The sequence below is a fragment of the Sphingorhabdus sp. genome, assembly GCF_046154385.1.
GTDB lineage: Bacteria > Pseudomonadota > Alphaproteobacteria > Sphingomonadales > Sphingomonadaceae > Sphingorhabdus_B.
Window position 1 is genome coordinate 1 of record NZ_JBJXFW010000058.1, and the last position, 25,959, is coordinate 25,959.

Here is a 25,959-nt window from a genome sequence, read left to right on the forward strand (position 1 = left end):
CGCCATTTGGTCAGGCGAGGATGATGACTTTCTTGCTCACTCCTCCCCCATCCGCAGCGCCGCAATAAACGCTTCCTGCGGGATGCTCACGCTGCCATATTCGCGCATGCGCTTTTTGCCCTCTTTCTGCTTTTCGAGGAGCTTTTTCTTACGGCTCGCGTCGCCGCCATAGCATTTGGCGGTCACGTCCTTGCGCATCGCGGCGATGGTTTCGCGGGCGATCACCTTGCCGCCGATCGCCGCCTGGATCGGGATTTTGAACAGATGCCGGGGGATCAGGTCTTTTAGGCGTTCGCACATGCCGCGGCCGCGGGCTTCGGCGGTGCCGCGGTGGACGATCATGCTGAGCGCGTCGACGGGGTCGCCGTTGACGAGGATGCTCATCTTCACAAGGTCGCCCTCGCGGTGGCCGATCTGGTGGTAATCGAACGAGGCATAGCCGCGCGAAATGCTCTTCAACCGGTCGTAGAAATCGAACACCACTTCGTTGAGCGGCAGTTCATAGACAAGCTGCGCCCGACCGCCGACATAGGTGAGCTGTTTCTGCACCCCGCGCCGGTCCTGACAGAGTTTCAGGATGCTGCCGAGATATTCGTCGGGGCAATAGATGGTCGCCTCGATCCACGGTTCCTGAATCTCCGCGATGCGGTTGATGTCGGGCATGTCGGCGGGGTTGTGCAGCTCCATGCTGCGCGCATCCTCGGTTTTGGAGCGCGAGAGTTCGAGCTTGTAGACCACCGACGGCGCGGTGGTAATCAGGTCGAGGTCGAATTCGCGGGTCAGGCGCTCCTGAATAATCTCCAGATGGAGCAGCCCCAAGAAACCGCAGCGGAAGCCGAAGCCCAGCGCGGCGCTGCTCTCGGTCTCAAAGCTGAACGATGCGTCGTTGAGGCGCAGTTTGCTGATGCTTTCGCGCAGCTTTTCAAAGTCTGCCGCGTCGGTGGGGAACAGTCCGCAGAACACCACCGGCTGCACTTCCTTGAACCCGGGAAGCGGCTGCGCGGCGGGGCGCTTGGCATCGGTGATGGTGTCGCCGACGCGGGTCTGCGCGACTTCCTTGATCTGCGCGGTGATGATGCCAACCTCGCCCGCGGCGATCTCGGTCAGGATTTCAAGCTTTGGCCGCATACAGCCGACGCGGTCGACCAGATGCTTGGTGCCCGCCGCCATGAACTGGATTTCCTGGCCCTTTTTGATCACGCCGTCGATGACGCGGATCAGGATGACGACGCCAAGATAGGGGTCATACCATGAATCGACCAGCATCGCCTTCAACGGCGCGTTGCGGTCGCCCTTGGGCGGGGGGATGCGGGTGACGATGGCCTCCAGCACCTCGGCAATGCCGATGCCCGATTTGGCCGAAGTCAGCACGGCGTTGTCGGCGGGAAGCCCGATGATTTCCTCAATCTCTGCCTTCACCTTGTCGACCTCTGCCGCGGGCAGGTCGATCTTGTTGATGACGGGCACGATTTCATGGTCATGCTCGATTGACTGGTACACATTGGCGAGCGTCTGCGCCTCCACCCCTTGCGCCGCGTCGACGACCAGCAACGCGCCTTCGCACGCGGCCAGACTGCGCGATACTTCATAGGCAAAGTCGACATGGCCCGGCGTGTCCATCAGGTTCAGCTCATATTCAAGGCCGTCGGCGGCGGTATAGGCAAGCCGTACCGTCTGCGCCTTGATGGTGATGCCGCGTTCTTTCTCGATCTCCATATTGTCGAGCACCTGCCCCTGTCCCGACATCTCGCGGTCGGAAAGCCCGCCTGTCTGCTGGATCAGCCGGTCGGCGAGCGTCGATTTGCCATGGTCGATATGGGCAATGATGGAAAAGTTGCGAATGCGGGAGAGTTCAGTCATGCCAGCGCCTCTAGCAGGGCAGCCCTGCCCCTTCAAGCATGGCAAAATGCCGTATCCGCGTTCGCTAAAGCCCTGCCTCAACAGCGATACGAATTGCATCGGCTGTAGTGGTCACACCCAGCCTGGTCATCAATACCGCGCGGTGCATTTTGACCGTTTGCTCGCTCAACCCAAGCGAATGGGCGATCTGCTTGTTCAAGCGCCCGTGCGAGATTTCCGCCAGCACTTCTCTCTGGCGCGCCGTCAGCGCCTGCACGGCCACCGATGCAGCCATACGGCGATTGGCACTAGTTGTGGTTGAGTCGAGTTGCAGTTCGATCTGAGAGCCCAGAAAATACTCGAGATCGCCAAATTCGTCAAAGATTGGCGCTACGAGGACGGCGTTGCGAAAAGGAGTGCCGTCCTTTTTATAGTTCAGGATTTCTACAAGCACAGGGTTGTGGCGCAGGACGCCATCCCGGATCGCTTCGGTCAGCCAGGGTTCGGTTGCTGGCCCCGCGAGGAACCGGCAGTTTCGTCCAACAATTTCCGACTCACGGTAGCCTGTCAATTCCATGAACGCTGCGTTGCACGCGACAATCGGATTGTCCTTTCGCAGCGGATCGCTGATTACCGAGGCAACCGGGCTGTTTGCAATCAGTGCATCCAAGCGCTGCTTTACTGCGTCATGCGCACCCAAATCGGGTCGCCGCACCTCTCTCTTGATTAGTTCTGTTTGCATGTTTGATACCTCCCCAGGCACACATGGTATTTCGTATAGGTTGATGCTTGGCAATAGAGGCGTAATCCCGTGGTCCTTCGTTTTAAATGGAAGTCAAAAAAGGATAGTCGCTATGGAAACATTATCATACGGCCAATATTCGTTGGTCTATAACGCATTCTCATTTACATTCGCCACGATGGCTGCAACGACCTTGTTCTTATGGTTGGGGCGCTCCCAGGTGGGTCCGGCGTATAAAACGGCACTAACCATTTCAGGCCTTGTCTGCGCCATCGCCGCCTATCATTATTTCCGGATATTTCAGAGCTGGGAAGAAGCGTACGCAGTCAAAGACGGCGTCGTCTCTATGTCGGGCTACGCCTTCAACGATGCGTATCGTTATGTGGACTGGTTGTTAACTGTGCCATTGCTGCTGATTGAACTCATCCTCGTGATGCGACTGTCAGAGCAGGAAACGGTCTCTAAATCGTTCAAATTGGGATCCGCAGCAGCTTTGATGGTCATTCTCGGTTACCCCGGCGAAATCGCTACGGACAACACAACCCGTATGATCTGGGGTACACTTTCCGCGATCCCGTTCGTTTACATCATGTGGCAATTGTTCGCTGGTCTTGGTGCATCCGTTGCGAGCCAACCGGACAGTGTTCGTGAATTGGTCAAAAAGGCGCGACTTCTGACGTTCGCATCTTGGGGCTTTTATCCAATCGTGTACATGATTCCTTACACCAACCTCGGCGGAGCTGACGTGACAGTGGGCGTGCAAGTCGGCTACACGATCGCAGATTTGATTGCAAAGGCTGGTCTCGGCGTACTCATCTATATGATTGCTATTCGTAAATCTAAGGCAGAATATGGTGAAGTTGCACATGCATGATGTGGACTGGTCCGTCTCTCCCGACGCGGGCCAGTTGTCATGAATTCAATGTCCATCAACAAGTCCACAGGCGCATACCTCCCTTCCAATCTGCGCTTGTGGGCTTTGCCGTGGATTGTCCTCGGCCTGATAATCACGAACATATTGTCGCCCGATTTGGGCAGCCCTCAGATGACTATGCTGGCCGCAGTTGCAATCGTGTTGGTCGGGATTCCGCACGGGACGCTCGATGTCGAAATTGCCTCGATCCGTTTTGGTCGTTCAAGCTATTCCGATAAATTCAAAATTCTTGCAGGATATTTTTCCTGCGCGGCCATAATGACGTTGTGCTGGCTCACCAACTCTGCGCTGGCTCTCACGCTCTTTCTTGTGATTTCGATCATTCATTTTGGCCAAGACTGGAGGGGTGGAGCGGACATTTTTCTAGCTATGATGGTTAGTTGGGCGTTGATCGCCTTACCCGCTTTGTCGCATCCCGAAGAGGTTATTAACATTTTCGTTATGCTGACGGACGCCGAAGCTGGCTCAACAATTTCCGCTATTCTGGCCTGTACGGCCGCGCCTGCTGCATTGGGCAGCCTAGCTTTTACCTATTGGGCTTACAAGAATGGTGAAACACTCAATGCGGTTGATGTCGCCAGCTGTTTGACCGCCGCATTATTCCTACCACCACTTATTGCTTTTGCAGTCTTTTTCTGCGGGCTCCATTCGCCGCGCCATATGGAAGAGTCTTTGCGCGAATGTTCGGGGTTGTCGGCAGCCAAAAAGGCTGGGGTTATGGCGGCTGTATTCCCGTTGGCGATTGCTCTGGGTGTTCTCCTATTTATTGGTATGGACAATTTACAATTAGAGTCGGGTGTTATCCGTTCAGCCTTCATTCTGATTTCAATTCTAACTGTACCGCACTTCATACTTGAACATTTCAAACTTAATCGCGCAACAAGCACAAAATACGCCTAGGACATATATCTGATGCATTTATTAACGGCTAGTAGACCGGTAGATTGACACACAGCACGTGTATTTCGGTTAGTACGGGGTGGTATCGCCGAGTACAGCGAACAAACCCTCAAACGTTATTCTTCTCCGCTATTGTAAGGTCTGGAACAGACCTTGACCCCTCCGTCCTTCCCCTCTATATGGCTGAGGATATCCTTCTCGTCGGGAAAAGCTTTGTTGTCGCGCAACCTGGCTAACGCATTGATAGAAAAGGATTTTCACATCGCGAAACGGCTGCACGGCAGGACCCGAATCTGGGGCTATTGCCATGCGGCCTTTCTTCGTATTGTGATGCCCTTCTTGCGCGTCTGACATTTCTAAATCGAGGCAAAGCACCTTATGGCATCCCGTACTGCTCCTGCGAAAATTTCGCGACAAAAGCGTATCCGTAAAATTTTTGGTGACATTCATGAAGTCATCGCCATGCCCAACCTGATCGAGGTCCAGCGCGAAAGCTATGAGCAGTTCCTGCGTTCTGACCCGTCGATCGGTTATGTATCGGGCCTTGAAAAAACTTTGCGGAGCGTTTTTCCGGTCAAGGATTTTGCCGGAACTTCGGAACTTGATTTCGTGCATTACGAATTGGAAGATCCGAAATATGACGTGGAAGAGTGCCGTCAACGCGGGATCACTTATGCCGCGCAGATGAAGGTCACGTTGCGCCTGATCGTGTTCGAGGTTGATCCCGACACCGAAGCGCGCTCGGTCCTCGATATCAAGGAGCAGGACGTTTACATGGGCGACATGCCGCTCATGACGCATAACGGCACCTTCTTCATCAACGGGACAGAGCGCGTTATCGTGTCGCAGATGCACCGTTCGCCGGGCGTTTTGTTCGACCATGACCGTGGCAAGACGCACAGCAGCGGCAAATATCTGTTTGCCGCGCGCGTCATTCCATATCGCGGGTCGTGGCTCGACTTTGAATTTGATGCCAAGGATATTGTCAACGTGCGGATCGACCGCAAGCGCAAGCTGCCGGTGTCGACGTTGCTTTATGGTCTGGGCATGAATGATGAGGATATCCTCAACCATTTCTATGACACCGTGACGTTCCAGCGCGGCAAGGGTGGATGGATCATCCCCTTCAATGCGGAACAATGGCGTGCGTCGAAGCCGATGTTCGACATTGTCGATGCCAAATCGGGTGAGGTAATCTTCCCCGCCGGTACCAAGATCACGCCGCGCGCCGCCAACAAGGCGGTGAAGGACGGTTTGACCCAATTGCTGATCCCGACCGAGGAAATCTTTGGCCGCTATTCCGCGTTCGAATTGATCGACGAGAAGACCGGACGCATTTATGTCGAGGCTGGTGACGAAATCACCGCCGAAAACCTTGAAATGCTGGACAAGGCGGGGATTGATGCGATCGAATTGCTCGACATCGACCATGTCATCACCGGCGCGTGGATTCGCAACACGGTCAAGGCTGACAAGGCCGAGAACCGCGACATGGGCCTTGATGCGATCTATCGCGTGATGCGCCCTGGCGAGCCGCCAACGCGCGAAACTGCAGAGGCTTTGTTTGCCGGTTTGTTCTTCGATGCGGACCGTTATGACCTGTCGGCAGTGGGCCGCGTAAAGTTGAATATGCGGTTGCAGCTGGATGCGCCGGATGACCACACGACCCTGCGGAACGAGGATATCCTCGCTGTCGTCAAGGAACTGGTGAACCTGAAGGATGGCAAGGGCGAAATCGACGATATCGATAACCTAGGCAACCGCCGGGTCCGTTCGGTCGGCGAGCTGCTGGAAAACCAGTATCGCGTTGGCCTGCTGCGGATGGAGCGCGCCGTCAAGGAGCGTATGTCAAGCGTCGATGTCTCCACTGTGATGCCAAATGACCTGATCAACGCCAAACCGGCGGTGGCTGCGGTGCGCGAATTCTTTGGTTCGTCGCAATTGTCGCAGTTCATGGATCAGACCAATCCGCTTTCCGAAGTGACGCACAAGCGCCGCGTTTCGGCCCTTGGACCAGGCGGTCTGACCCGCGAACGCGCAGGCTTCGAAGTCCGCGACGTCCATCCGACCCATTATGGACGCATCTGCCCGATTGAAACGCCGGAAGGCCCGAACATCGGTCTGATCAACAGCCTCGCAAGCTTCAGCCGAGTCAACAAATACGGTTTCATCGAAACACCGTACCGCAAAGTCATCGACAACAAGGTGACTGACGATGTGGTCTATCTGTCGGCGATGGAAGAGCAAAAGAACACCATTGCGCAGGCCAACGCCGAACTCAACGCCGACGGCAGCTTTGCCGAAGACCTGATTTCGTCACGTGAATCGGGCGAATTCCTGATGGCACCCCGCGATCAGGTGACCTTGATGGACGTCAGCCCCAAACAGCTGGTTTCGGTCGCGGCATCGCTGATCCCGTTCCTTGAAAACGATGACGCCAACCGCGCGCTCATGGGTTCGAACATGCAACGTCAGGCTGTGCCCCTGCTGCGCGCAGAAGCACCGTTTGTCGGAACCGGTATGGAAGAAACCGTAGCCCGCGATTCCGGCGCCGCCATCGGTGCACGCCGCACCGGCATCGTCGATCAGGTCGACGCGACCCGCATCGTTGTCCGCGTCACCGGCGAAGTCGAAGCCGGCCAGTCCGGTGTGGACATCTACACGCTGCAAAAGTTCCAGCGTTCGAACCAGAACACCTGCATCAACCAGAAACCTCTGGTGAAGGTGGGCGACGTTATCGAAGCCGGCGACATCATCGCCGATGGTCCTTCGACCGAGCTGGGCGAACTGGCACTGGGCAAGAACAGCCTCGTCGCGTTCATGCCCTGGAACGGGTATAACTACGAAGACTCGATCCTGATCTCCGAACGCATCGTTAAGGACGACGTTTTCACGTCAATCCATATCGAAGAGTTCGAAGTGATGGCCCGCGATACCAAGCTTGGACCCGAAGACATCACCCGCGATATTCCGAACGTCGGCGAAGAAGCTCTTCGCAGCCTTGATGAGGCAGGCATTGTCTACATCGGTGCCGAAGTGCATCCGGGCGATATCCTCGTCGGCAAGATCACGCCAAAGGGCGAAAGCCCGATGACACCGGAAGAAAAGCTGCTGCGCGCCATCTTTGGTGAAAAGGCCAGCGACGTGCGCGACACCTCGCTGAAGTTGCCGCCGGGCGTTGCCGGTACGGTCGTTGAAGTGCGCGTTTTCAACCGCCACGGCATCGACAAGGACGAGCGTGCGATGGCCATCGAACGCGAAGAAATCGAACGTCTTGCAAAGGACCGCGAAGACGAACGTTCGATTTTGAACCGTGCTACTTACAACCGTCTGCGGGATATGCTGATCGGCCAAACCGTTGCTGCCGCGCCAAAGGCACTTAAGAAGGGCGATACGATCAACGAGGAAAACCTCGCTGAAGTCGAGCGTCACGAATGGTGGAAAATCGCGGTTGTCGACGACAAGATTCAGGGCGACCTTGAAGCCGTCAAGGTACAGTATGATGACGCCGTCAAACTGATCGTCGAGAAGTTCGAAGATCGTCGAGAAAAGCTTGAGCGTGGCGATGAACTGGCGCCGGGCGTGCTCAAGATGGTCAAGGTTTTTGTTGCCGTGAAGCGCAAGCTGCAACCGGGTGACAAGATGGCCGGTCGTCACGGGAACAAGGGTGTTATCTCGCGGATATTGCCGCAGGAAGACATGCCTTTCCTTGCCGACGGTACGCCCGTCGACATCGTTCTGAACCCGCTCGGCGTGCCTTCGCGTATGAACGTCGGGCAGATCTTCGAAACCCATCTTGGATGGGCTGCGCGCGGACTTGGTATGCAAATCAAGGATGCGCTCGAAGATTGGCGTCATGCAAACCCGAACCCTGAAGCGGCAGCGCCTCCCGAAGCGGTTCGTGAGCGTCTGGTTCATGCCTATGGCGAAGATTATGCCCAGGAAATCAATGGCCGCAGCAATGCAGACATCATCGAACTGGCAGGCAATGTCATCACCGGCGTCCCCATGGGCACCCCAGTGTTTGACGGCGCACGCGAAGCCGATGTGACCAAAATGCTGCAACTTGCTGGTCTCGATAGCTCAGGTCAGTCCGACCTGTTCGACGGACGCACTGGCGACAAGTTCGACCGCAAGGTAACTGTGGGCATTATCTACATGCTCAAACTGCATCACCTTGTTGACGACAAGATCCACGCCCGATCAATCGGACCCTACAGCCTCGTTACCCAGCAGCCGCTGGGCGGTAAGGCGCAGTTCGGTGGTCAGCGCTTCGGGGAAATGGAGGTCTGGGCACTTCAAGCCTATGGCGCAGCATATACCTTGCAGGAAATGCTCACGGTCAAATCCGATGACGTTATCGGTCGTACCAAGGTTTATGAAGCGATCGTCAAGGGTGACGACACCTTCGAAGCCGGTATCCCCGAAAGCTTCAACGTTCTGGTCAAGGAAATGCGCTCACTGGGTCTGAATGTGGACCTTAAAGCGCACGATCTGGTCGAGGGCGACGAGGGTTTTGCCGAGGCCGCGGAATAAGGGGTGACCTTCTCCCCTCCCGCATGCGGGAGGGGTCGGGGGAGGGTCAGTCCTTCCTCCTCGGTATCACCCTCCCCTAACCCCTCCCGCAAGCGGGAGGAGGATTTAAGGAATACAAAATGAACGAACTGTCCAAATTCAACAATCCTGTCGCCAAGGTCGAAACATTCGACCAGATCCAGATCGGCATCGCCAGCCCAGAGAAAATCCGCAGCTGGTCGTTCGGCGAAATCAAGAAGCCCGAAACCATCAACTACCGCACGTTCAAGCCAGAACGTGACGGCCTGTTCTGTGCGCGCATCTTTGGTCCGGTGAAGGATTATGAATGCTTGTGCGGCAAGTATAAGCGCATGAAATATAAGGGCGTCGTCTGCGAAAAGTGCGGCGTTGAAGTTACCGTCACCAAGGTACGTCGTGAGCGTATGGGCCATATCGAGCTTGCTGCTCCTGTTGCCCATATCTGGTTCCTGAAGTCGTTGCCGTCGCGCATCGGCTTGCTGCTCGACATGCAGTTGAAGCAGCTTGAGCGTGTTTTGTATTTCGAGAACTACATCGTAACCGAGCCGGGTCTAACCGCACTTGAGAAATTCCAGCTTCTGTCAGAAGACGAATTGCTCGATGCACAGGACGAATATGGCGAAGACGCCTTCACCGCATCTATCGGTGCCGAAGCCGTCAAGACCATGTTGATGGATCTTGATCTTGAACAGGAACGTACCGATCTGCTCGACGAGCTTGCGGTTACCAAGTCGGAACTGAAGCCCAAGAAGATTATCAAGCGTTTGAAGGTCGTCGAAAGCTTTATCGATTCAGGTAACAAGCCCGAATGGATGATCCTCGACGTCATTCCGGTCATTCCGCCAGAATTGCGCCCGCTGGTGCCGCTCGATGGTGGCCGTTTCGCGACATCGGATCTCAACGATCTGTATCGCCGCGTCATCAACCGTAACAACCGTTTGAAGCGCCTGATCGAACTGCGCGCGCCGGACATCATTGTCCGTAACGAAAAGCGTATGTTGCAAGAAGCGGTCGACGCACTGTTTGACAATGGCCGTCGCGGCCGCACGATCACCGGTGCCAACAAGCGCCCGTTGAAATCGCTGTCCGACATGCTCAAGGGCAAGCAGGGCCGCTTCCGCCAGAACCTTCTGGGCAAGCGCGTCGATTATTCGGGTCGTTCGGTTATCGTGACCGGTCCTGAATTGAAATTGCATCAGTGCGGTCTGCCAAAGAAAATGGCGTTGGAACTGTTCAAGCCGTTCATCTACTCGCGCCTTGATGCAAAGGGTCTGTCGATGACCCTGAAGCAGGCGAAGAAGTGGGTCGAGAAAGAACGCAAGGAAGTCTGGGATATCCTCGACGAGGTTATCCGCGAACATCCCGTGCTTCTGAACCGCGCTCCTACACTTCACCGTTTGGGCATTCAGGCGTTCGAACCTGTCCTGATCGAAGGCAAGGCTATCCAGCTTCACCCGCTGGTCTGCTCGGCATTTAACGCCGACTTTGACGGTGACCAGATGGCTGTTCACGTCCCGCTGAGCCTTGAGGCGCAGTTGGAAGCACGCGTATTGATGATGTCGACAAACAACATCCTGTCGCCAGCCAATGGTAAGCCAATCATCGTTCCTTCACAGGACATGGTTTTGGGTCTTTACTATCTGTCGATGGACCGTCGCGGTGAACCAGGCGAAGGCATGATGCTGTCGGATATGGCCGAAGTGCATCAAGCGATTGAAGTTGGCGCGGTAACGCTCCACTCCAAGATCATCGCCCGCGTGCCACAGACCGGCGAAGATGGCGTAGAGCGTATGGTGCGTTTCGACACGACACCTGGTCGTATGCTTCTTGCCGAAACCCTGCCGAAAAGTCATCGCGTTCCTTTCGAAACGGTCAATCGTCTTCTCACCAAGAAGGAAATTGGCGACGTTATCGATCAGGTTTATCGCCACACCGGCCAGAAAGACACCGTGCTGTTCGCCGACGCGATCATGTCGCTTGGCTTTAAGTACGCGTTCAAGGCCGGCATTTCGTTCGGCAAGGACGATATGATCATTCCGGAAGAAAAAGAAGGAATGGTCGCAGAAACCAAGGCTATTGTTGCCGATTTCGAGCAGCAATATCAGGATGGCCTGATCACCCAGCAGGAAAAATACAACAAGGTCATCGACGCATGGTCGACCTGTGGCGACAAGGTTGCCAACGCCATGATGGACAAGCTGAAGGCTTCGCCTTTGGACGAACATGGCCGCGAACTGCCTGTCAACTCGGTTTATATGATGAGCCACTCCGGTGCGCGCGGTTCGCCAGCGCAGATGAAGCAGCTTGCCGGTATGCGTGGTCTGATGGCCAAGCCATCGGGTGAAATCATCGAAACACCGATCATTTCGAACTTTAAGGAAGGTCTGACCGTTCTCGAGTATTTCAACTCGACCCACGGTGCCCGTAAGGGTCTGGCCGATACCGCGCTCAAGACGGCAAACTCGGGTTATCTGACCCGCCGTCTGGTCGACGTATCGCAGGATTGCACCATCGTCGAAGTCGACTGCGGCACTGAACGTGCGCTGGAAATGCGCTCGATCGTTCAGGGTGGTTCGACCATCGCGTCGCTCGGTGAGCGCGTCCTTGGACGTACCACCGCAGAAGACATCATGGGTCTGGATGGCAAGGTTCTTATTCCTTCAGGCACCCTGCTCGATGAGCCGATGGTTGCCGCGATGGAAGAGACCGGACTTCAGGCGCTGAAGATTCGCAGCCCTCTGGTCTGCGAATCCAAGGTTGGCGTGTGCGGCACTTGCTATGGCCGTGACCTTGCCCGTGGTACGCCCGTTAACATCGGTGAAGCTGTCGGCGTTATCGCTGCCCAGTCAATCGGTGAACCGGGTACCCAGTTGACCATGCGTACCTTCCACATCGGTGGTGCAGCGCAGTTGAACGAACAGTCAAACCTTGATGCAACCGCATCGGGTAAGGTGATGTACCGTGATCTGCCGAGCATCGTCGACAAGCGCAAGAAGCGCTTGGCGATGGCGCGTAACGGCGAACTGATCATCGTCGACAAGGACGGCCGCGAGATGGAAATCCACCGTCTGCCATATGGTGCGACGCTGGCATTCCCAGATGGCGCGGAAGTCAATGTTGGTGACCGTCTGGCCGAATGGGATCCGTTCACCATGCCGATCATCACTGAAAAGTCGGGTATCGTGAAATATCAGGACCTGATCGATGGCAAGACATTGGCGGAACAAACAGACGAAGCAACGGGCATCGCCCAGCGCGTCGTCACCGAAGACCGTGCAGGCAGCCGCAGCAAAAAAGAGGACCTTCGTCCCCGTTTGACGTTGCTGGATGACGATAGCGGTGAAGCTGCAAGGTATCTTTTGGGTGTCGGCACGATGCTTTCGGTCGAAGATGGGGCAGAGGTTCAGGCAGGCGATGTTCTCGCCCGTGTGACGCGTGAATCTGCCAAGACCCGCGACATCACCGGCGGTCTGCCGCGCGTTGCCGAACTGTTCGAAGCACGTATTCCGAAGGACAACGCAATCATTGCCAAGATTTCGGGCCGCGTGGAATTCGTTCGTGACTATAAGGCGAAACGCAAGATCGCGATTGTCCCGGAAGAAGGCGACCGGATCGAATATCTGATCCAAAAGTCAAAAGTGCTCGACGTTCAGGAAGGCGATTTCGTCCGCAAGGGCGACAATCTGATTGCCGGTTCACCGAACCCGCATGACATTCTGGAAGTCATGGGGATCGAGGCGCTCGCCGAATATCTGGTTGCCGAAATTCAGGAAGTGTATCGTTTGCAGGGCGTGAAGATCAACGACAAGCACATCGAAACGATTGTTCGCCAGATGCTGCAGAAAGTTGAAATCACCTTTGGCGGTGACACCACCCTGCTTCCCGGCGAACAGGTTGACCGTGAGGAAATGGACGCAATCAACGCGAAGCTGACCAAGGGACAAGCACCTGCAACCGGCAATCCGGTTCTGCTCGGCATCACCAAGGCTTCGTTGCAGACGCGTTCGTTCATCTCGGCCGCATCGTTCCAGGAAACTACCCGCGTGCTGACGCAAGCGGCGGTTGAGGGCAAGAAGGACATTCTGACCGGCCTGAAGGAAAACGTAATTGTTGGACGCCTGATCCCGGCAGGTACAGGTTCAGCAATGAACCGTATGCGCGTAACGGCCAACAGCCGCGACGCCGCCCTTCGCGCCAGCTATCGCGCGCTTCAGGAGAGCCTGATAGCGCCGGAAACCGCTGCCGAAGAGCATGCCGCCGAATTGGCGCAGGGCCCTGAAGCTGCGATTGGCGACGATGTTCTGGCAAAGGTTATCGCAGATGACCTGACCACAGAAGATGCCGCAATCGACGATGTCATCGAGATCGGTGGCGAAGAAGAAGAGTAATTTCAAATTGAATACCCGCCGGAATTTGGTTCCGGCGGGTATTGTTTCAGAATTTTCCCGAAAGGGTGAGCTGGATCAAAGGGTCAAGCGAACGCTTGCGATTGACAATCTCGGTGAGCGCACCGGAATCCCGAGTGTCGCCAAAAATGAACCGATCCCGCCGAAAATCAGGTAAATCAATTACTTGCAGTCGTATCGTACCCAATTTAAACTTCGTATATTCAACAAATACGCTGGTTTTAACGCCTTCGCTTTCACGTCTAAATTCGTCAAAGAAGAAGGCATTGTTTGATTCTTCTGTATAAATGGATGCCCCATAGACAATACCGATTTGCGAGACATCATACCGGAAATCCCACTGCTGGTGCCATAAGGGCCGATTGGATCTTCGCCGTTTTTGGCCCGTTACCGGGTCGGTAACGCGACTGTCATGGTAATGGCCAACATATTTAAGCTCCATTCCAGTCACGCCAATTGCTTTGGTCAACCAATCAAAGGGAAGCGTAATTTCGAGTTCACCATTCCAACGCTTGCTCCCTCCGATATTTCCGGCCCCATCAAAGCGTGCCGTAATATTGCCGGATGGGTCACGAAGCGTAATGGGCACCAAATCTTGCGTGTCGCTAACCAGCTGATAATCAGCGCGAAACTGAATGCTACCGCGATCAAGGAATTTATGCCGGACCAGAGCCGAAAAAGTAGTCGTTTTTTCAGGAACCAGATCCGCATTCCCCGCATCCACTTGGTTCCCCAATCCCACATCAATCGATGTCGCAAATTCATCAAAGTCGAGCTGCTCCACCTGCCTCTCGGCACGAAACTCAAAAGTAGTTTGAGGATCAAGGGTCCAGGTCGCGGCTGCCCGCGGCTTTAGAAATTGAAATCTACGAGATGCCAAACTGTCACCTGATAATTTCAGTTTCGAAAATTCTGCAATTGCACCGACCTCTATCTTCCAAGACGGGCCTATCGCCCAAATATCAGTAACAAACGGTTCGATTCGTACTTCTTCAACCACAACGTTCGATGCAGGAAATGACGTTTCCGTCCCCGCAACCGAACTCGCAGCCGAAAACCGGGCATCCAGCCGATTATACGCAATTTCACCTCCAAACTGGATTGCGTGGCCGGGCAACGCACTGAAATCGTTTTGGATACGAGCGACCATTTCGCTTGGACGGTTCCGACTGCGCGTTTCGAACCGTGTAGGTGGCTGACCACGTCGATCGACCGCAATGCTGCTGTCATTGCTTTCTTGGGCAACCCGATAAAGCCCAATTATTTTTGTGTTGAATTTGGGTGCCAAACCAAATTCAATATCACCGCCAATCTCGTAACTGAGATCGCTGATCGGCCCATCGCGGAGCAACAATTCATTGCCTGTACCAATGCCTGTGGACCCGAAGTAGCTTCCTTCGCGGCGATCAAAGCTATCTTCAAATCGAACTTGGCCGTTCACGTTTACCTTCGCGCCTCGCAAGCGCGTCTTTATTGATCCGCCAATGGCCGCCTCATCAAATCCGCCTTTTCCTTGGTAATGTCGTCGTTCGATCAACGCCCCAGATCCTGACTTAAAATCCTCTGGCCCAAAGCCGTAAATGCGTTCGGAGTAGGAACTGACGTTTAGTTCGATGGTAGTCAGATCGCGTCTTAATGTTGCCGAGGCATTTATGGATGGCTGAAAACCATACCGCGTTCCGGCAACAATGTTGCCTTCGTATGTTCCACTGACTTTTGATGAAATCCTGCGAATTACGTTAACAACCTGTCCTTTGCCTTGAGTTTCGGAGTCTGCCCCTGCCTGTTCCGTAAGCTCGACATATTCGACCTCACTGGCCGGGATGCGCGATAGGATCGTTAAAATATCATCCGATTTGCTCGACGGGCGGTCCCCATCTATCAAAACATTTCCGGCATTTTCGCCGAAACCGCGCCTTCCATCTCCTTCCTCAATAGAGAAACCGGGAATGCGTCGGACCATATCCAGCGCGGTTACCGGAGAGTATATCGAAAAAAAGTCGCCGCGAAATTGGCGTTTACCCGGAGTAGCCGCCGAAGCGGTGGATGCAAGTTCATCATCTTGGGCTTGCAAAGCCGGCCCTGAAACGACGCAGCCCACGGCTATCAATAATGACGTTATAGGGCGGCCAGCATATGTCATCGAAACTCCCGACGGTCAGGCGCGGAATGCGTCCAATAGTTGGGTTGTTCATGTATTTCGAATTCAACACATTAGACATGAAACTTCGACAGACGATGCAGATGTTCGACAAAATACAAAAATTTAAAATTATCAGATGCTTGTCGACGCAAAACGCACGTTCGCCGATTTATATCCGGACGCGGTATTCGCTTAGATAGGACGTGACTGTTCCATTTCGATTTGCTCGCTAAGCTGCTCTGCAGTCGAACAGGCTTCTTCATTGCCATCATCGCATTTGACACGCGCTTTATCGCGTTGACGCGCCATTTTTCCTAATGCTTCTTCGCGCTTTCGTATTTCACGTCCGCGTTTTTCGTCCGCTTCCGATTGGCTTGTCGTCAAAACATCGGCTGTCTTCGAAACAATTTTTACAGGAGCCGTCACAACATCTTTGACAACTGATGCGACACATCCGGAAAGTAGAAAAATGATCGCCGATGACAAAATTAGACGCATAGCAAACTCCTGCTTCATTCATATCCGCGATAACCCGGCTATGATGAGCAGCGCCTTAACATCTCTATTGCTACTTTAATAGGTCGATCGCAATTGCTCTGACTTCCTCAGCCATGTCGGGCCGCTCTAACGCAACCGCTAAATTGGCTTCTATATACCCTACTTTGGAACCGCAATCATAACGGTTGCCGTCAAAGGTTACGGCGTGAAAGGGTTGCCTCCCGATCATCTGGGCCATGGCATCAGTAAGCTGGATCTCGCCGCCAGCACCTTTACCCTGTCCTTCTAGGACGCGCATGACTTCAGGCTGCAAAATATAACGGCCCGAAATAATCAGGTTCGAGGGCGCTTCTTCTATTTTAGGCTTTTCAACCAGTCCCAAAACTTCAGTTACAGCGCCGTCACTTTGGCCGGGTTTAATGACCCCATAGCTTGATACTTTTTCATGGGGGATTTCCAGGACGCTTATCATGTTGCCACCAATTTTGTGATAAGCTTCGACCATCTGCTTCATGCAACCTGGCGATCCGTGCATAAATTCATCGGGCAGAAAAATGGCGAAAGGTTCGTCGCCCACGATATCTCGCGCGCACCATATGGCATGCCCTAAGCCCAATGGCTCTTGTTGACGGACATAAGCACAGTTTCCCGGCCCGAGGCGTGTAGGTTCCAGAACTGAAAGGTCTTTGCCGCGCTCGGACATTGTCTTTTCGAGCTCATAAGCAATGTCGAAATGATCCTCGATCGCACTTTTACCGCGACCAGTTACAAATATCATTTGTTCGATACCGGCCTCACGCGCCTCATCCACGGCATATTGAATAAGCGGCCGGTCGACAATTGGCAGCATCTCTTTCGGGATGGCCTTGGTGGCGGGGAGAAAACGGGTGCCAAGTCCCGCGACGGGAAAGACAGCTTTGCGTATTGGTTTGATTTCCATAAAGGCAGCTTTAACCCCGTCGGTGCGATTGTCGATTACTCGGAAGGATATGGGCTTGGCAATTTGGCAGATTTCTTAGTATATCTGTTTTTGACCCAGTATCTTTTTTAACTTTGCCAATTTTGGCGGAATAACTGCAAGGCAATAGGGATTACGCTGCCCTTCACCGTCCCAATATTCCTGATGATAATCTTCGGCAGGATACCAGATTGCCGGGCCCTCGATGCTCGTCACAATAGGCGCCGGCCAATCAGCAGAGGCGCACACGATGCCTTCATGCGCGGCCAAACGCTGATCGTCGTTTAGCGGAAAAATCGCTGAACGATATTGCGTTCCTATGTCGTTACCTTGTCGGTTTAACTGGGTTGGATCATGGGTCGCGAAGAAAATGTCGAGTAAATCGGCGTAGCTGATGATTTCGGGATCAAATGTGATCCGAATACCTTCCGCATGTCCGGTGTCGCCGCCGCATACCTGTTTATAGGTTGGGTCAACGACCGTACCGCCGATATAGCCGCTTACAACCTTGCTCACGCCGTTCAGCTGGCCAAACACCGCTTCTGTGCACCAGAAACATCCGCCTGCAAAAATTGCGTCATCATGTGGCATTTGATAGTCCTTCAATATTGTCGGCTGCAACTCGGGCTTTGGCCTCGTCGCCGCGCACAACCAATAAGTACATTGCTGGTGTTACAATACGTGATAGCAGAGTTGACGAAATCAACCCCCCGATCAACACAATCGCCAATGGCCCATATAGGCTGCCGCCAAATAGCGCCAATGGCATAAGTCCGCCAATCGCAGTAACTGACGTTAGCAACACCGGCAAAAAGCGAACTTCGCCGGCCTGCTCGATCGCTTCACGCAACCCCAAACCCCGTTGTCGTAACTGGCTTGTAAAATCGACGAGCAAGATTGAATTCTTGATTTCAATTCCCACCAAAGCGATAAATCCAATCACAGCCAGGAAAGAAAGATTGTTGCCGGTAACAACAAGTGCAATCAATCCTCCGAATGTGCCCAGCGGAATAACCCCGGCAACCACCAGAGCTTCCTTAAAGCGGCCAAACTCGGCAACCAAAATTGCAAAAATACTGAACATTGCAATCATGACAATCGGCCCGAACCCCGCGAAAGTGTCGTTTATCTTTTCAGCTTCGCCGCCGATTTCAATGGAATATCCGGGTTTCAAGGGAATTTTGTCCATCCTATTTTGGGCATCGCGATTGACTTTGGAAACCACGGCACCATCCGTGATTTGCGCCGTTATGCTAACATTCCGCTCAAGATTGTAACGATAGACAGCCGCCGGCGCGGATTCGAGAGTTGGATTGCTGATTTCGGCAAGTAATACCGACTGCCCACTCCTGCTCGGAACATAGATAGACTCCAGCGCTGATATGGGATGGGTTTCAGTTAAAGGCAGTCGGACAACAACCGGATAACTATCGCCTTCGACATCTCTAAAAGTACCCGATCGTTCTCCCGACAAAGCTAACCGAATAGCACGGCGCGCCGCACCCGATTGCACATCGAACAAAGCGGCTTTCGCATCATCAATTTGTACATCTAGGTCAACGCGGTCAAAAGCAACGGGATTGTTCACATCGCGTGCCCCAGGCGTATCGCGCAAGGCCTGTTCCATTTTCGATGCAATTTTTCGCAGCTCACCCTGATCTGGCCCATAGACCCTGAATTCAACCGGTGCATTGATCGGCGCTCCATTCTGGAACAGCACGATTTTAATGCGCGCTCCGGGAATAGTATCAAGTCTCTGTCGAAGCCGAACGATCATGGCACGCGCTTCGGCATTTTTCCAATCATCCATGATAGCCAAAACTTCACCATGCGTCGGGTTCTCGCCGCGCTGGAACACATTATAAAAAACTGGAGGATTGTATGCGCCTACATTCTCCGCCCGGATTTTTATCATCGGTTCGGTTTTAAGCACGTTCGAAACAGCCCGAACAATCCGCCCTGTTTCCGCGATACTAGATCCCTGTTCAGCTTCCACCGTAACCCTGAAATAGGATGTGTCGGCATTCGGGAACAAACTAAATCCCAATGCCGGCACGAGAAGAAATGCAGCGCATGTAACCGCCAGCGCGCCCCATACAGTTCGGCGAGGCCGATCCAGCGCCCAGTGCAACATTGGATGGTAAAACCGGTCAATTTTATGCATCAGCCAGCGCAACATTGCGTTTCCGCCTTCATGTTCATCACGGCTTAAAATCCGGCTGGCCAAAAAAGGTACAATCGTAAGGGATACAATCATCGATGCGGTAATCGTGGCAACAATCGTTCCGATAAAGCTTTGTGTAAATTTACCCGCCCCTTCCGGAAGAAAGAATAGCGGGAAAAAAGCGAACACCAACACGCCGGTTGACCCCATTACGGCCATTGTAATCTCTTTTGTGCCGTCAATCGCGGCTTGATCACGGTCTTTGCCCATTCGCAAATGACGGGCGATATTTTCCACCACGACAATGGAATCGTCAACAAGAAGTCCTAAAGAGAGGATGAAACCTGCTACCACCAATTGGCTGAGGTTAAATCCCATAGCCGAAATCGCCAACAGCCCTGAAGCGATAGAAAGCGGGATAGAAATCATAACGATGATTGATGCCCGCCATCCCAAAGGCAAAAGCGTAAAAAGAACAAGGAATAGCGCGATACCAAAGTCGCGAGCAAGTTCGTTCAAACGCTTTCGAATGTCCCGACTTTGATCGAACTGAACCACAGCTTTGATATCTGGTGGCAAGAGCTTTTGCTGCAAGGCCAATTCTTTAACGAGCAAATTCCGTAACTTTGTTGCATCGGTACCTTGCTTTTGATTGGCCGTTATCCAGATAGCCCGCCGACCATTGTGACTGACTTCTACCCTCTGTTCGGCAGCACCAAACTTTACCTCCGCAATATCACCAACACGAAGTAAAGTTCCATCATTGCTTCTTAACGGCAGGTTCCTAATGGTTTCCAAATCACGGAATGCCCCGCCGGCTTCCACATTGAAGCGTCGGGTGCCGCTTGTAACTGCTCCGGCAGGCACGTCGGCGCCACCAACCCGAATGGCATCCGCCACAGAACTCGCCGGCACCCTTAATGCCGCAAGACGTCCAGAGTTAATTTCGACACTGATCTCGGGCTGCGGCAACCCATAAATTTCAGATTGTCGGACCTCCTTATACCGCCCAAGCGCCTCGCTAATATCCCGGGCATATTTTTCCATCCGATACCAGCTTGCTGTGTCACTGAGCAGCGCAATTTGCAGAATCGACGTGTTCGTCGTCCGGATTTTTTCAAACGTCAACCTTTGCAAATCACTCGGCAACTGGCTTCGAATCGCCGTTACTTCACGAACGGTGTCGTTGAAATATTGGTCAGGATCGCCCGACCAGTCAAATTCGGCGCGGATTACCGCATTGCCGTCGCTGCTGGTCGATGCGACATTCTGCACATCTTCTAAGCCTTGCAAAAGCTCTTCAATCGGCTTGGTTATCGTCTGTTCGATTTCAGCAGGATCAGCCCCCGGCTGCAACGCGACTATTGACACAACCGGCATCGAAAAATGGGGGTCGACCGCGCGAGGAACCTGTTGAAATGCGGAAAACCCCAAGGCGCTAAGAAGCGCAAACAAGACCAGCGTCAGTTGCCATCTGCGAATTGCGACTTCGGCGATATGCATGATCTACCGCGGAACCGATATGGGACGAACTTTTGACCCTGCCCGCAATTTTTCCAGGCCGGAAATGACAATGATATCTCCCGACTTTATCCCCCCCGACACGAGCACAAATTGATCGGTTACACGTTCAATTGCCACGTTACGTGTTTCCACACGGCTATTGGCGTCAACAACGTAGACTAACCCTTCCCCTGTCCGCACACCAAAAAGGGAACTCGCCGGGATCTGAAGAGCGCCGCCTCCGGACGAAGGCAGTTTAATATTGGCAGTACCAATTTGGCCTGATCGCAACTTGCCGCTATTTGGCAACTGGAATTGCACTGTAAACGCGCCCGTTGATTCATTTGCCCGGCCATCAATTTCTGACACCGTAGCGCGGATCAACGAGTCGCTAGATGACTCAATCGAAATATCTGCGGCCATCCCTACCCGCAATTTTGTGGCATCGCGGTCAATTATAGGCACTCGAAAAACAAAGCCGCCGTCATTCTCTCCCAAAACCAACGCCGGCGTTCCTGCCGCGATGACTTGCCCGGGTTGCACATTGCGTGACAATATAACGCCGCTTGACGGTGCATATAGTTGCGAGGTCCCAGATGCGAAACTCGCCTGACGAACCCTCGCCTCTGCGGCTTTCAAGGTTGCTTCTGCGGTTTCATAACGCGCTTTAGTGATCCAACCGTTCGCATAGAGGGTGCGTAACCGATCAAATTCTGCCCTTGCGCGTTCGCGCTCCGCAGTTGCGACGCTGACATCAGCGCCAACTATTGTTGAATCAAGCGCCGCCAAAAGAGCGCCATTCTTTACAGAATCGCCCTCTTCAAATCTTACAGTCGCCACCTTGCCAGCTGTTGTAAATCCGAGCGGCGTCTCGCGACGAAAGCGAACCGTTCCGACTGCATTTATAACACGTTGAACACTATCTTGCTCTACTGTGATGACTTGAACCGGGTGGATTTCATCAACCGCTGTCCGAGGAACTGCTTTTTCCTCACCGCAAGATGAAGAGAGGATTACAGGCAAAATTATCGCTAATGATTTAACCGCACGAAGCAATTTCGACCTCCCCATATATTCTCTTCGACGGTTGATAGGCCATTCATGTTCAGGAAGAAACACCATCCTGATATGCAACTGATTTTTTTCTATCGCGTGGCTAAACTGCCACCGGACAGAAGCGGGGGCGGCGATAATCCATTTACTTTGGACGATTTGTTCAAGACGTCAATTTCGGCCCGCATGATTTTGACCCGGTTTTTCCAGCGCAAATGCGTACTTTCGGAAAAAATGCCCAAGCTCGTCTTTCGGCCAAAACGCTCGGCAAATCGCAATGCCGCGATGGGGTTGTAGCCGGCATTTGCCAATAGCCAGACCGATAATTGATCCGCTTCAATCTCGGTTGCCAAAATGTGCGCGCCATTTCGGCCCGTCTTTTCCAGCCGATTTCGATGACCAAGAAGATTATGGGATAATTCATGGGCCACAGCAGCCGCCAATTCTTCATCGGTCGAGGCAAAAGCCATCAACCCTTCGGCTATTCTGACGCTTTCGCCGTCCGCACCGGCATCAAGCTGTGATGTGGTGTCCACCCAGAATCTGGATGCACAGACCAGCTCGGGTTTGACATGAATGGTTTTTTGTCCGGTCTCCGTAGTCAAAATCAGGTTGATCGCAACGCTGTTTACCAACGACAGACGCACGTCGGTATTAACTTTTTCGAGCCGTTTCACGCTTTTTGAACGAGCTGGCTTGGCGTCCCAATTCCAGTAAACATTGTTCAAAGCCACCAGACCGTCGCCAGCTTTTATGCCGCTGCGTTCCGCAGGTCCGTTCGGAACGACGGCGGAAACGGAAATTGGCGCGCGCAATCCAAGCGCGCTGCGCGCTGTGTCCGGATCGGGATATTGCCTTTCATCGTGCAACACCCAACCCAGGCTGGGTTCCAGTTTTTCGCAAAATGGGGAATTGGCCAGAGCCAAGCGATATCCGATCGTTGCCAAACGGGCGTCTTTCCGGACCAGTTCCTGATAAGCCATGACCTCATCCGGTTTGGGAGCGGCGATTGCTGCTGTTGCCAAGCCAACCGCGCTGCACACCGCAATCCATTTCATCGTGTCGCTGCCCTTTTCAAGCGATCATTTATTGCCACGCCTATTCCATCATCGGGGATAGTTGCGACTGCTATCGAATGATATGGGCTGGCGTCGGCACGATGCAAGGCGTCGAAGAGATGGGCTGCAGCTTGGGCAAGGTCAGCGGTGGGGGATAGATTGTCGCTCCCCGCCACCGATCCGAAACCTATCAAATATTCGCCATCTTTCGCCGTTTCGGCGTTGAGCCGGACCTGTTTGGTAGGGGCGTAGTGGCTGGCGAGTTGGCCGGGTGCTTCGACATTTTGGCCGGCTTTTTGACTCGGCTGAAGCTTCGAGAAGGTTTGGAGAGCGCCTGCCGTGACAGGTCCAGGTCGCAATATTTCTATATTTTCCAACCTGATAGCAACGATAGTTGATTCCAAACCTTCTTTACAGGGGCCGGCGTCCAAAATCATCGGCACCGCCCCGCCCAGGCTCGCCAAAACATGCTCGGCTCTTGTAGGGCTGATGCCGCCGCTCTTGTTCGCCGATGGCGCCGCAAGGTTGAGACCGCATTTCGCCAACACTGCCTGCATCACCGGATGCGCAGGGCAGCGCAGCGCAATCGTAGGCAACCCCGCCGTCACCGCAGCCGCAACCCTTGCCCCTTCGCGCAAAGGCAAAACCAGCGTCAGCGCCCCCGGCCAGAAAGCCTCCGCCAACTGCCTCGCCAAGGGTCCAAATTCGGCCAGCTCCTCGGCCGCCGCCAAATCGGGCACATGGACAATCAAGGGGTTGAAGTCCGGCCGCCCCTTCGCCGCATAGATATGCGCCACGGCGTCCGCATTGCCCGCATCGGCGGCAAGGCCATAGACTGTCTCGGTGGGAATCGCCACGATCTGCCCACCTCGCAACAGATCCGCAGCCGCCGTAATGGCGGCATCATCGGCGGGCACAACCCAGCCATTCCCCAAGGTATTTGAGCCTAGCATAAGTTCGGTCTATAGGCGTTGTGCAACCCGCTTTCACAGGAAATTTTTCGTCCCATGTCCTTTGCTGCCCCCATCGCCGAACAGCTCTTCGTTTTAAAGCATATCACCGGGATTGAAGCCCTCGCCCAACATGGCCGATTTTCCGACGCAACCGCTGACGTTGTGCAAGCCATCGTCGAAGGGATTGGCGAATTTGCGGCCAATGAATTCGCCCCGCTGAACCGTGTTGGCGATGTTGTCGGCGCGCGGTTAATCGATGGGAAGGTGGTCATGCCCGAAGGATTTGTTGCCGCCTATCAGGCCTATGTAGCCAATGGCTGGGGGTCGATCAACGCGCCGTCGGATTTCGGCGGTCAAGGCCTGCCATTCAGCCTCGCGACCGTCGCGCTGGATTCGTTGGGCGCGGCCAACATGGCCTTCACCCTGTGCCCGATCCTGTCGGTCGGTGCGATTGAAGCGATACACCATCACGGGTCCGATGCCCAGAAAGCGACATATCTTCCCAAATTGTCGACCGCAGAATGGAGCGGTACGATGAATCTGACCGAGCCTCAGGCAGGGTCCGACGTCGGTGCGTTAAGGGCCACGGCAACACCCCGTGAAGATGGGCGGTACCAGATACGCGGCCAAAAAATCTATATCAGCTTCGGCGATCACGACATGGTCGAAAATATCGTCCATCTTGTGCTTGCGCGCACGCCGGATGCACCCGCCGGGACAAAGGGCATTTCCCTGTTTCTGGTTCCCAAATATCAAGTTGGCGCGGACCGCAGCATCGGTAAAGCCAATGATATCAAGGTCGTGTCTATCGAACATAAGATGGGCATTAACGCATCGCCCACCTGCGTCCTCGCATTTGGCGAGGAAGGTGAATGTATTGGCGAACTGATCGGCCCCGAATTTGGCGGAATGCGCGCCATGTTCACGATGATGAACAACGCCCGTCTGAACGTGGGACTGCAAGGCGTGCAAATTGCCGAAGCGGCAACGCAAAAGGCGATCTGGTTTGCCAGCGAACGGGTGCAATCGGCCAAGGCGGGCGGGCCATCCCGCGAATCCGTCGCGATTATTGAACATCCCGATGTGCGTCGCATGTTGATTCGCATGAAAGCCGGAACACAGGCGATCCGCGCCTTGCTGTATTTTGCGTCCGGCTATGTGGATCGCGCGGCCGTCGGGGAGGAAGGCGCGCGGGAAATGGCAGATCTTCTGACACCGCTCGCCAAAACCTATGGCACCGATTTGGGCAGCGAAATCGCCTCGCTTGGCATACAAGTGCATGGCGGGATGGGCTTCATCGAGGAAACAGGCGCTGCCCAATATTACCGCGATATCCGCATCGCGGCCATTTACGAAGGCACCAACGGCATACAGGCGGCTGATCTGGTGGGCCGCAAACTCGCTATGGAAGGCGGTGACTTCATCCGTCGCCATTTACAGGCGATTGCCGCTGACGCAGGCAACAGCCCCGCCCTCGCATCGCTTGCGGGTGCCTGTGCCGAGGTAACCGAATGGATGTTGGGCGCCAGCGTCGATGATCGCCTCGCCGGAAGCTATGCCTATACCCAGATGATGGCCATTGCGACGTCGGGCTGGCTGATGCTGCGTCAATTGCGGGCCGCACAGGCGGAGCAGACCGCCAATGGCACCAGTGCGTTCCTGGACAGCAAGGTTGTCGCCTGCCTTTATTATCTGGAAGTGATGGTGGCCGAAGCCCTTTCACTGAAGACGAGCGCGATGGCCGGTTCCGAATTGCTGTATATGCTGGACGCAGAAGGGATGGCGGCTTGAACACGGATATTTTGAAGCGCATCGCCGAAGCGCTTGAAAGACTGTCCCCGCCGCCTGCCCCGCCGATGGATTTATCGGCACACTCTGCATATCATTGGGATGGGAAGCGGCTCGCCCCTATCCACCATTTCCGGCCGCTGCCGATCGATCTGATCGTGGGCGTCGACCGCCAGAAAACCGATATGCTCGAAAACAGCCGCCGCCATGCCTCCGGCGCAGCCGCGCATGACGTGCTCCTTTGGGGTGCGCGCGGCATGGGGAAATCGGCGCTGGTCAAATCCGTCGTCGGGGAATTGCAGAAAGAAGGGCTGTTTGTCGCGCTGGTCGAGGCATCGTCATCACACTTGGCCTCCCTGCCCCAATTGTTCGAGGAACTGTCCGTTTCCGGGCGACGCTTCATTCTGTTTGTCGATGACATCGCCTTTGACACGCACGACAACGGTCCGCGCCTGCTCCGCTCGCT

General features: G+C 54.3%; 16 protein-coding genes. 6 read left to right on the forward strand and 10 right to left on the reverse strand.

Going from position 1 to position 25,959, the window contains the following annotated elements:
* Positions 1-36: 36 nt before the first annotated feature.
* Both lepA and ACKVOS_RS12960 read right to left on the reverse strand, forming a co-directional pair.
* Positions 37-1,860, reverse strand: a complete 1,824-nt coding sequence (gene lepA, locus ACKVOS_RS12955) for a translation elongation factor 4 (RefSeq protein ID WP_409212405.1) — start codon at positions 1,858-1,860, stop codon at positions 37-39.
* Positions 1,861-1,924: 64 nt separating this feature from the next.
* The gene (locus ACKVOS_RS12960) at positions 1,925-2,581 is read right to left on the reverse strand and encodes a LuxR C-terminal-related transcriptional regulator (protein WP_409212406.1); all 657 of its coding nucleotides are present in this window, start codon (positions 2,579-2,581) and stop codon (positions 1,925-1,927) included.
* Between the two features lie 112 nt (positions 2,582-2,693).
* Here ACKVOS_RS12960 and ACKVOS_RS12965 point away from each other — a divergent pair, with 112 nt between their 5' ends.
* From ACKVOS_RS12965 to rpoC, 4 genes are all read left to right on the forward strand, one after another.
* A complete protein-coding gene (locus ACKVOS_RS12965) occupies positions 2,694-3,455 on the forward strand; it encodes a bacteriorhodopsin-like (RefSeq protein WP_409212407.1) in 762 nt (253 codons plus the stop codon).
* A gap of 48 nt (positions 3,456-3,503) precedes the next feature.
* Positions 3,504-4,415, forward strand: coding sequence for a Brp/Blh family beta-carotene 15,15'-dioxygenase (locus ACKVOS_RS12970; RefSeq protein WP_409212408.1), 912 nt, complete (start codon positions 3,504-3,506; stop codon positions 4,413-4,415).
* A gap of 378 nt (positions 4,416-4,793) precedes the next feature.
* A complete protein-coding gene (gene rpoB / locus ACKVOS_RS12975; protein ID WP_409212409.1) occupies positions 4,794-8,951 on the forward strand; it encodes a DNA-directed RNA polymerase subunit beta in 4,158 nt (1,385 codons plus the stop codon).
* A gap of 119 nt (positions 8,952-9,070) precedes the next feature.
* A complete protein-coding gene (gene rpoC / locus ACKVOS_RS12980) occupies positions 9,071-13,357 on the forward strand; it encodes a DNA-directed RNA polymerase subunit beta' (RefSeq protein ID WP_409212410.1) in 4,287 nt (1,428 codons plus the stop codon).
* Positions 13,358-13,403: 46 nt separating this feature from the next.
* Here the strand turns inward: rpoC and ACKVOS_RS12985 are convergent, their stop codons facing one another.
* From ACKVOS_RS12985 to ACKVOS_RS13020, 8 genes are all read right to left on the reverse strand, one after another.
* Positions 13,404-15,518, reverse strand: a complete 2,115-nt coding sequence (locus ACKVOS_RS12985; protein WP_409212411.1) for a TonB-dependent receptor plug domain-containing protein — start codon at positions 15,516-15,518, stop codon at positions 13,404-13,406.
* 192 nt (positions 15,519-15,710) lie between these two features.
* Positions 15,711-16,016, reverse strand: a complete 306-nt coding sequence (locus ACKVOS_RS12990) for a hypothetical protein (RefSeq protein ID WP_409212412.1) — start codon at positions 16,014-16,016, stop codon at positions 15,711-15,713.
* Positions 16,017-16,086: 70 nt separating this feature from the next.
* The gene (gene galU / locus ACKVOS_RS12995) at positions 16,087-16,956 is read right to left on the reverse strand and encodes a UTP--glucose-1-phosphate uridylyltransferase GalU (protein WP_409212413.1); all 870 of its coding nucleotides are present in this window, start codon (positions 16,954-16,956) and stop codon (positions 16,087-16,089) included.
* Between the two features lie 75 nt (positions 16,957-17,031).
* Positions 17,032-17,565 (reverse strand): peptide-methionine (S)-S-oxide reductase MsrA, encoded by a 534-nt coding sequence (msrA, locus tag ACKVOS_RS13000; protein WP_409212414.1) that lies wholly within the window; start codon positions 17,563-17,565, stop codon positions 17,032-17,034.
* Positions 17,555-20,641, reverse strand: a complete 3,087-nt coding sequence (locus ACKVOS_RS13005; RefSeq protein ID WP_409212415.1) for an efflux RND transporter permease subunit — start codon at positions 20,639-20,641, stop codon at positions 17,555-17,557. The genes msrA and ACKVOS_RS13005 overlap by 11 nt, the downstream gene beginning before the upstream one ends.
* A 3-nt stretch (positions 20,642-20,644) precedes the next feature.
* Positions 20,645-21,697, reverse strand: coding sequence for an efflux RND transporter periplasmic adaptor subunit (locus ACKVOS_RS13010; protein ID WP_409212416.1), 1,053 nt, complete (start codon positions 21,695-21,697; stop codon positions 20,645-20,647).
* Positions 21,698-21,786: 89 nt separating this feature from the next.
* Positions 21,787-22,752 (reverse strand): M48 family metalloprotease, encoded by a 966-nt coding sequence (locus tag ACKVOS_RS13015; RefSeq protein ID WP_409212417.1) that lies wholly within the window; start codon positions 22,750-22,752, stop codon positions 21,787-21,789.
* A complete protein-coding gene (locus tag ACKVOS_RS13020; RefSeq protein WP_409212418.1) occupies positions 22,749-23,705 on the reverse strand; it encodes an L-threonylcarbamoyladenylate synthase in 957 nt (318 codons plus the stop codon). Before ACKVOS_RS13020 ends, ACKVOS_RS13015 begins: the two co-directional genes overlap by 4 nt.
* 54 nt (positions 23,706-23,759) lie before the next feature.
* On the opposite strand from ACKVOS_RS13020, the gene ACKVOS_RS13025 reads away from it, so the two are divergent.
* Complete coding sequence (locus ACKVOS_RS13025; RefSeq protein ID WP_409212419.1) at positions 23,760-25,496, forward strand: acyl-CoA dehydrogenase; 1,737 nt, start codon at positions 23,760-23,762, stop codon at positions 25,494-25,496.
* The coding region (locus ACKVOS_RS13030) for a DUF815 domain-containing protein (protein WP_409212420.1) at positions 25,493-25,959 on the forward strand (467 nt) is incomplete at its 3' end. The genes ACKVOS_RS13025 and ACKVOS_RS13030, both read left to right, overlap by 4 nt.

Bases quoted from the DNA above. Each gene is read 5' to 3' on its own strand.
- lepA (WP_409212405.1), bottom strand. From the start codon at position 1,860: ATGACTGAACTCTCCCGCATTCGCAACTTTTCCATCATTGCCCATATC.
- ACKVOS_RS12960 (WP_409212406.1), bottom strand. From the start codon at position 2,581: ATGCAAACAGAACTAATCAAGAGAGAGGTGCGGCGACCCGATTTGGGT.
- ACKVOS_RS12965 (WP_409212407.1), top strand. From the start codon at position 2,694: ATGGAAACATTATCATACGGCCAATATTCGTTGGTCTATAACGCATTC.
- ACKVOS_RS12970 (WP_409212408.1), top strand. From the start codon at position 3,504: ATGTCCATCAACAAGTCCACAGGCGCATACCTCCCTTCCAATCTGCGC.
- rpoB (WP_409212409.1), top strand. From the start codon at position 4,794: ATGGCATCCCGTACTGCTCCTGCGAAAATTTCGCGACAAAAGCGTATC.
- rpoC (WP_409212410.1), top strand. From the start codon at position 9,071: ATGAACGAACTGTCCAAATTCAACAATCCTGTCGCCAAGGTCGAAACA.
- ACKVOS_RS12985 (WP_409212411.1), bottom strand. From the start codon at position 15,518: ATGACATATGCTGGCCGCCCTATAACGTCATTATTGATAGCCGTGGGC.
- ACKVOS_RS12990 (WP_409212412.1), bottom strand. From the start codon at position 16,016: ATGCGTCTAATTTTGTCATCGGCGATCATTTTTCTACTTTCCGGATGT.
- galU (WP_409212413.1), bottom strand. From the start codon at position 16,956: ATGGAAATCAAACCAATACGCAAAGCTGTCTTTCCCGTCGCGGGACTT.
- msrA (WP_409212414.1), bottom strand. From the start codon at position 17,565: ATGCCACATGATGACGCAATTTTTGCAGGCGGATGTTTCTGGTGCACA.
- ACKVOS_RS13005 (WP_409212415.1), bottom strand. From the start codon at position 20,641: ATGCATATCGCCGAAGTCGCAATTCGCAGATGGCAACTGACGCTGGTC.
- ACKVOS_RS13015 (WP_409212417.1), bottom strand. From the start codon at position 22,752: ATGAAATGGATTGCGGTGTGCAGCGCGGTTGGCTTGGCAACAGCAGCA.
- ACKVOS_RS13020 (WP_409212418.1), bottom strand. From the start codon at position 23,705: ATGCTAGGCTCAAATACCTTGGGGAATGGCTGGGTTGTGCCCGCCGAT.
- ACKVOS_RS13025 (WP_409212419.1), top strand. From the start codon at position 23,760: ATGTCCTTTGCTGCCCCCATCGCCGAACAGCTCTTCGTTTTAAAGCAT.